The organism is Ottowia flava (genome assembly GCF_008017535.1).
GTDB classification, from domain to species: Bacteria; Pseudomonadota; Gammaproteobacteria; order Burkholderiales; family Burkholderiaceae_C; genus Ottowia; species Ottowia flava.
The window spans coordinates 1-6,664 of the sequence record NZ_VRUA01000041.1 but is presented as its reverse complement, the minus strand read 5'-3'; the positions used below and the strand labels follow the sequence as shown (position 1 = coordinate 6,664).

At 62.0% G+C, this 6,664-nt stretch carries 5 protein-coding genes and 1 pseudogene; 3 read left to right on the top strand and 3 right to left on the bottom strand.

Annotated elements, in window-relative coordinates; all coding sequences use genetic code 11:
* Window positions 1-202 (bottom strand): transposase (locus tag FVQ98_RS19400; protein WP_147915101.1); only part of this gene is annotated, 202 nt, incomplete at its 3' end.
* Between FVQ98_RS19400 and FVQ98_RS19395 the strand changes: the two genes are divergently transcribed.
* The 3 genes from FVQ98_RS19395 to FVQ98_RS20380 all read left to right on the top strand — a co-directional run bounded on the left by FVQ98_RS19395 (window position 168) and on the right by FVQ98_RS20380 (window position 3,816).
* Entirely contained in the window at window positions 168-1,454 is a 1,287-nt protein-coding gene (locus FVQ98_RS19395; protein WP_147915100.1) for a DUF2254 domain-containing protein, read from the top strand. The genes FVQ98_RS19400 and FVQ98_RS19395 overlap by 35 nt on opposite strands.
* Before the next feature lie 338 nt (window positions 1,455-1,792).
* Complete coding sequence (locus FVQ98_RS19390) at window positions 1,793-2,503, top strand: NAD-binding protein (RefSeq protein WP_187265819.1); 711 nt, start codon at window positions 1,793-1,795, stop codon at window positions 2,501-2,503.
* An 86-nt stretch (window positions 2,504-2,589) separates the two neighbouring features.
* Entirely contained in the window at window positions 2,590-3,816 is a 1,227-nt protein-coding gene (locus tag FVQ98_RS20380; protein ID WP_147915102.1) for a cation:proton antiporter, read from the top strand.
* 50 nt (window positions 3,817-3,866) lie between these two features.
* On the opposite strand, the pseudogene FVQ98_RS19380 reads toward FVQ98_RS20380, so the two are convergent.
* Window positions 3,867-5,570 (bottom strand): annotated as a pseudogene (locus FVQ98_RS19380) (PHP domain-containing protein); the annotation flags it as partial.
* 10 nt (window positions 5,571-5,580) lie between these two features.
* Window positions 5,581-6,664 (bottom strand): DNA polymerase Y subunit UmuC family protein (locus FVQ98_RS19375; RefSeq protein ID WP_222707631.1); only part of this gene is annotated, 1,084 nt, incomplete at its 5' end.

The following is a 6,664-nucleotide window of genomic DNA, read 5'->3' as shown; positions in this document are numbered from 1 at the left end:
GTACCGCCGGTTCGGAATTGACCTGCGCGCACAGTGCGTTGCGCCTCCACTTGAACAGCAAGTTGGCGTTGATACCGTGCTCCAGCGCGATCGCCGCTACGGAGGCGCCAGGCTGTTGGCTCAGCTCCACCAGATACCGCTTGAATTGCCGATCGTGTTGCCGGCGAATGCTGCCGACGATCTCGCCCGTCTGTCTCTCCATGGTGTGCACCATCTCCTGTTGGTGCACACCATCCCACGGGCATGCACTTGTTCAGCAGGCATGCTGGCAACTACCCGAAGATCACGCAAGAACGGTGCTGGGCGGACTATTACCGAGCATGTTGGCCGTCGTGACTTTCTCACTGGGCACGATGGTGGCCGCCTTCTCGTCCGCGAGCAGTGGCGCGACACCGCGCGCGGCAGCCATCGTGATGCGCGATCCGGGCGCGCACCGCGCGATCGCCAGCTTCCTGGCCGCCTTTATCTACGCGATCGTCGCCAAGGTTGCGCTGGCGCTGCAGTTCTACGGCCCAGTCGGCAGGTTCGTGCTGTTGCTGGGCACGCTTGTAGTGCTGGCATACCTCATCGTGCGCCTCGTGCTCTGGGTGCGTTCTTTGACTCGTCTGGGCAGGCTTTCCGATACCCTGGAGAAAACAGCCGACGTGGCGGATAAAGCCTTGGCTCGCTACGTTGAAGATCCGTGGATGGGTTCGCAGCCCGGGCCGGCAGATAGAGCGCTGGGAGTGCTGATTCACCCCGACCGTGCAGGCTATCTTGTGGCAGTCGACTTCGAATCGCTGCAACGACAGGCGGAGCAAACGGGCAAAGTGATCCATGTGCTGACGCGGCCGGGTCAGTTTGTGGCGCCTTCGATCCCCGTGGCGCATATTGAGGGTCAGGACTGCGAAGTCGATGGACCGGCGCTAGCCGAAATTCTGGATGCGTTTGTTGTGTCAAGCTGGCGCAGCCTCGACGACGACCCCAGATACGCTGTGGTGGTTATGTCGGAGATCGCGCAACGAGCACTGTCGCCTGCGATCAATGATCCGGGAACCGCCATTCAGACGGCCACGGCAATGGCGGCCCTACTCGTACGTCGATTTCCGCGGTCTCCAAGGGAATCTGCAACGAACAATTCCAAGGGCGAATCCTCGACAGTGCGATACCCCGATGTCACTGTCATCCCGCTGGACGAGGCAGGTTTGGTCCGCGATGCCTTCGACCCGATCGCACGCGACGGCGCCGCTGTTTTCGAAGTTCACTGCCGATTGCAGAAGCTGCTGGCCGTCGTCCATGCCGACTGCAGCGAGCCACTGGCCGCGTCTGCTCGCAAGGTCGCCAGCAGGGCGCTGAAACGGTCGCTCGCGGCGCTGCAGTTGGAAGAAGAGCGCGACGAGCTCATGAACTTGCACCGCGCGAGCTTTGCCGACGAGGACGGACCGGGTGCGCGCCAGGAGGCCTCAAACCGGTGAAGCAGCAAGTTGGAATAACTCAACTCGCCGACTCCATCACCATCGCCATCGTGCCCCAGAACCAAAGAGCGCTAGCGCGTTGATCACTGCTCCGCAGAACTGCACCGGTCGTGCAAGCTGAGTTGTTGCGACGACGGACACTTGTTCGTCGATCGGCCCATGCGTTCCTGCCGGGTCTTCGAACTTCGCATCAGTTCCCGATTCACGCAGACTTGCGCTGGTATGTTGATTCATTTCCAAAGCTGGGCCATTTTGGGAGGCGTTCACGTTGAAACCTGAGCCACGTTGCCGCTCTATCGTGCTGAGTTTTTCAGCACAGGGGAGCAGGAGTGATCAACGTGAGCACATTGAGCAAGTTGCGCCGCCTCGTGCTGAGGCAGGACGTGTCGGTACGCGAGGATCACCTCGACATTGCGGGCTCACCCACTGATCCTTCCGTTTTGAAACAAGCTGTCCAAGACGACGTGGGGGCGTTGGTAGCCGGCACTGAAATTGACATCGACAACCTTGCGATCGTCCTCGCGGCAGGCCCGCAGCGCAAGCGCTTGTTCGTCGTGGCAAGACAGGAACAGCGGCGCAATGCCAACGTGTTCGAGGCCTCGGGCGCAGACTTGGTTGTGTTGTCTGGCTTCGTGATTGCCGCCGAGGTTCTGCGTCAGTTGCGCGCTCCTCTCCTGTCTGCTTTTCTGCGTCGCGCGCGTGATGAATCGGAGGAGTGGGCTGCAAGTTTGCTCGAACGATTGAGGACTACAATCGGGGACGACGTCCTGGAATCTTGGACCGTGAAAATTGATGTGTCGAGTGCCCCGACCTTCGCGCAATCGATCCGTCAAGGACTCTCCGTATCTGTGCGTCAATTGTTGACGGGTGCCGGCTCCCACGAGCAACGGGTTCGTGCCGTGCCACTCTTGCTAATGCGAGAGTTGCCGAAGGATCGCCATAAGCTTCTCTTGCCAGATGACGACACACCGTTATCAGTTGGTGACCTCGTTTTGATGTGTGGTAGCGCTTCAGCGCGAGCACGGATGCAATCGAGACTCGTTGCATAAGCTTGAGCGGTGGATCATGTCGGTTGATGAGCAACCGATCGTCGTCGGCATGACACCAGATAGCTAAGCAGCCCACGCCTCTTCAGATGAACGAATTCATGGACTTCTTGACACACCTCGGGCGCGACAACCTGGTTCTAACATTCGGATTGCTTTTGGTGCTTGGGGCGCTGGGTGGGGTCTTGGCAGCGCGGATTCGATGGCTGCCAACAATCACTGGCTACATGGCCATCGGCCTCGTGATGGGCCCCAGTGGACTGGCGCTACTGAACGAGGGAGCACTTGCACAGACCAAGGTGCTGGTCGATGTAGCACTTGGCTTGATTCTGTTCAAGCTTGGGGCCGCGCTTCATCCTGTGAAGGCGTGGCGAACACCAGGACTTGTCATGACCGGTGTCGCCGAGAGCCTCCTGACCGCGTTGGTCATTGGCATGCTTTTGTGGTGGCTCAGCGGGTCGACCTTGGTCGCCCTGCTGGGCGGCGCAGTTGCTGTCTCTTCCTCGCCTGCGGTATTGATTCATGTGGCGCACGAACTGGATGCGGAAGGGCCAACTCTGGATGCCGCTGAAATGCTGGTCGCCATCAACAACGTGGCATCTTTTCTGTTCTTCACGCTGGCATTGCCGATAGCGCTGGTCGGTCAAGGTGAAACGGTCTGGAAGGCCATTGAGTTGCCGCTCCTGAGCATGGTGGGTGCGGCAGCCGCGAGCCTAGTCATTGCCCTGATCATCACGCGCGTTTCGCGGGCAACCCTGGCTCATGAGGAGCATCTGCGTTTTCCACTAGTCGTTGGTGGCGTATTGCTGGTCTTGGGCCTGTCCCAAGCATTGAATGTTTCGGCGTTGTTTGGCGCCCTAAGTCTAGGCATTGCTACCCGTTGGCTTGAAAGGCGGCGGTCAAGCCTCAGCGCCATCGAGTTTGGAGGTGGCGGCGATGTGTTCTTCATTACCCTTTTTGTCGTCGCAGGCGCGAGACTCCATTTGCACGACCTAGTGCAGTACTGGCCAGTAGCGTTGGCGTTTGTCGGCGCTCGCACTGCTGCCAAGGTATTGACGGTCACCAGTCTGGGAACGCTTTTTGGATACCCGCCGAAGAAAGCCTTTGCCACAGGCTTGCTCTTGGTTCCCATGGCAGGACTGGCTATTGGGTTGCTGCAAACGACGTCGACACTCACGCCGGAGCTTGGCACCAAGGTAAGCGCCATCGTCCTCGCAGCAATTGCTGTTTTCGAGACCATCGGGCCACCCGTGGCTGCATGGGCGATCAAGTTCGTCGGAGAGCAGGGGTCTGCAAAGAGCTCTCCGAACCCGTGATTCTCCGTTGGGGAACGGTTGTCTGTTCTTGATCCCGACCTTGTTTTCAGGTGGGTCTCTGAGTCTTCGATCGGAATGTCCTGCATCGTGAACACGTGGCCCTTTGCGTTTCCGATCAAGTCCAGCGCCTTGCGGATCGCGGTCAGCATGCCCAGGGCGAGGCAGTCCACCTTGAGCAGGCCCAGGGCATCCAAGTCGTCCTTGTCCCACTGGATCACGGTGCGATCCGGCATCGAGGCGTTCTCGATCGGCACCATCCGGCACAGCAGGTCGCGCGTCAGCACGAACCCTCCCGTGTGCTGAGACAAGTGCCGCGGAAACCCGAGTACCTGGCTAGTCAGATGCATGAGCTGGCGCACGGCCAGATCGTTGGGATCCAGCCCGGCTTCGACCAGTCGCTCGTCGGCAATCGCCGAGCCATCCCACCATTGATGGGAAGAGGCCAGCCGGTCCAGCGATGCTTCTTCGAACCCCAGCGCCTTGCCCATGTCGCGGATAGCGGAGCGGGGTCGGTACGAGATGCAGGTGGCCGTCAGCGCAGCCCGATTCCGCCCATAACGCTCATAGAGGTACTGGATCACCTCTTCACGCCGCTCATGCTCGAAGTCGATGTCGATGTCCGGCGGCTCGTTGCGTTCCTTGCTGATGAAGCGCTCGAACAGCACGCGCATTCGGGCCGGATCGACTTCCGTGACGCCCAGGCAGTAGCAGACCACCGAGTTGGCGGCCGAGCCGCGGCCCTGGCACAGGATGTGGCGTGATCGGGCGAACCGGACGATGTCGTGGACGGTGAGGAAATAGTGCTCGTAGCCCAGATCGGCAATCAGCTCCAGTTCATGCTCGATCTGCTGCTGGACGGAAGCCATCATGCCGGCGGGCCAGCGCTGGCCGGCACCTTCGTAGGTGAGCTGGCGCAGCCAGGTCGCCGGCGTATGGGCGTTGGGCACCACCTCATCCGGGTACTGGTAGCGCAACTCGTCGAGGCTGAAGGTGCAGCGGCCGGCAACCTCCAGGGTTTCGCGCAACAGCTCAGCCGGGTAGAGAGATGCGAGCCGCAAGCGGGTGCGCAGATGCCGCTCCGCGTTCGGCTGCAAGGCATAGCCGCACTCCGTCAACGGTTTGCCGATGCGCGTGGCCGTCAGGGCGTCCTGCAAGGGCTTGCGCGAGCGCACGTGCATGTGCACGTCCCCGGCGGCGACCAACGGGACGCCAGACAGCGCACTCAACTCGCGCATCCGGTGCAGCCACAGCTCGTCGCCGAGTTCACGCGCCAGGTGCACCGCCATCCAGCTTCGGCCCGCAAAGCCCGCGCGCAGCCATTCCCCGGCCACGACCAACTCCGTCGGCGTGGCGGTCTTCGGTGGCGCCAACAAGACAACGCAATCGATCAAGGAATCGGGATCGATGTCCTGGGCGGTCACGGCGTAGCTTCCCTTCTCGCTTGCACGCCGCAATCGGGTGATGAACGCGCACAGGTTGCCGTAACCGTTTCGGTTGCACGCGAGCACGATCAACGTGAACGGCGTGTCTCCCGTGACCGTGAACTGCGCCCCCACCAGCAGGTGCAGGCCAAGCTCCCTGGCTTCGACGTGGGCGCGTGCCATGCCCGAGACCGAACATTCATCCGTAATCGCCAGGGCCTGATAGCCCAGGCTGTGGGCGCGTGCAACCAACTCCTCCGGGTGACTGGCACCCCGCAGGAAGCTGAAGTTGCTGGCGCACCAAAGCTCGGCGTAGTCATCCACGGACTCCATCGCACGGCCTTCAGGCGAACACGCCGTGCAGGAACCAGGCGCCCTGATCGCCGGCCAGCCGGGTCTGGAACACCCACAGCACGCCGGCGTGGGCGCTCAGGGCCACCCAGTAGTCGCGGGCCACGTTCAGGCTCTGGGCTTCGGCCCCTGTGCCGCTGCGATGCCACCAGCCGCCTTCTACGCGATGGGGGCCGACCAGAAGCTGCAGCGGGCCTTGGTAGAGCGGGCGATTGGCCTTGACGGCCAGCTCCAGGGGTTCGGGCAGCAGGAAGGTCGGCTGGGGGACCGGCGGCGGTTCGGGCTGGGTCCTGGGCATCGGCTCTTCACATGCCTGCCACCAACCCATCCATTCGCTGCGATGATCGGCGCGAACGCGAGGGCGGCGCACCCGATCAGGGCCTAGCCGGGCCGCGATGCGCTCCAGGGCCAGGGCCAGCGATTCAACTTTCTCTTGCGGGTCAGGGAGGAGGGAGGCGCTGTTCTCGATCAGCGGGTGCACTTCGTCGGCCGTCAGTCGAAGATCACCGACCGGTGCTTCCAGCCTGACCTTGGCCAACTGCTCAGCCAGCAGTCGGCTCAGATGCTCGATGTTGCGGGTGGTCTGCGCCGTGCGCACCGTCCGCGCACCTCCTTCACCGGTCTCACGCGAACGCATGGCATCGTGTGCCCAGTGCAACGTGAACGCCATCACCCCTGATCTACGCGCAGACAACCAGCCCGACAACTGCAGCAGCAGGCGCCGCGCCCCGAACAGCAGCGCCGGAGCGGTTTCGACGCGGGACATCAACTCCAGGCTTGCCTCGAAGGTGTCGGGCGACCTGAGCCATTCGTAGCTGTCGGGACGAAGCCCATAAGCGCGATCCAGAGATTCCAGTAGGGCTGCATCGAAGCGCCGCGCCATGCCCCCGCGGGGCAGCTTGCGCACATCGCCCAGCGTCCGACAACCCAGGCGGGCCAGGACGGCGGAATGCCTGCTTGCCGCCGTCAGGCATTCCAGCGGCAGGCTGTCCAGCAGAACCGCCGTAATAGTCCGCCCAGCACCGTTCTTGCGTGATCTTCGGGTAGTTGCCAGCATGCCTGCTGAACAAGTGCAT

Coding starts and splice junctions, on each gene's coding strand:
- FVQ98_RS19395 (WP_147915100.1), top strand. CDS start 168: ATGCTGCCGACGATCTCGCCCGTCTGTCTCTCCATGGTGTGCACCATC.
- FVQ98_RS20380 (WP_147915102.1), top strand. CDS start 2,590: ATGAACGAATTCATGGACTTCTTGACACACCTCGGGCGCGACAACCTG.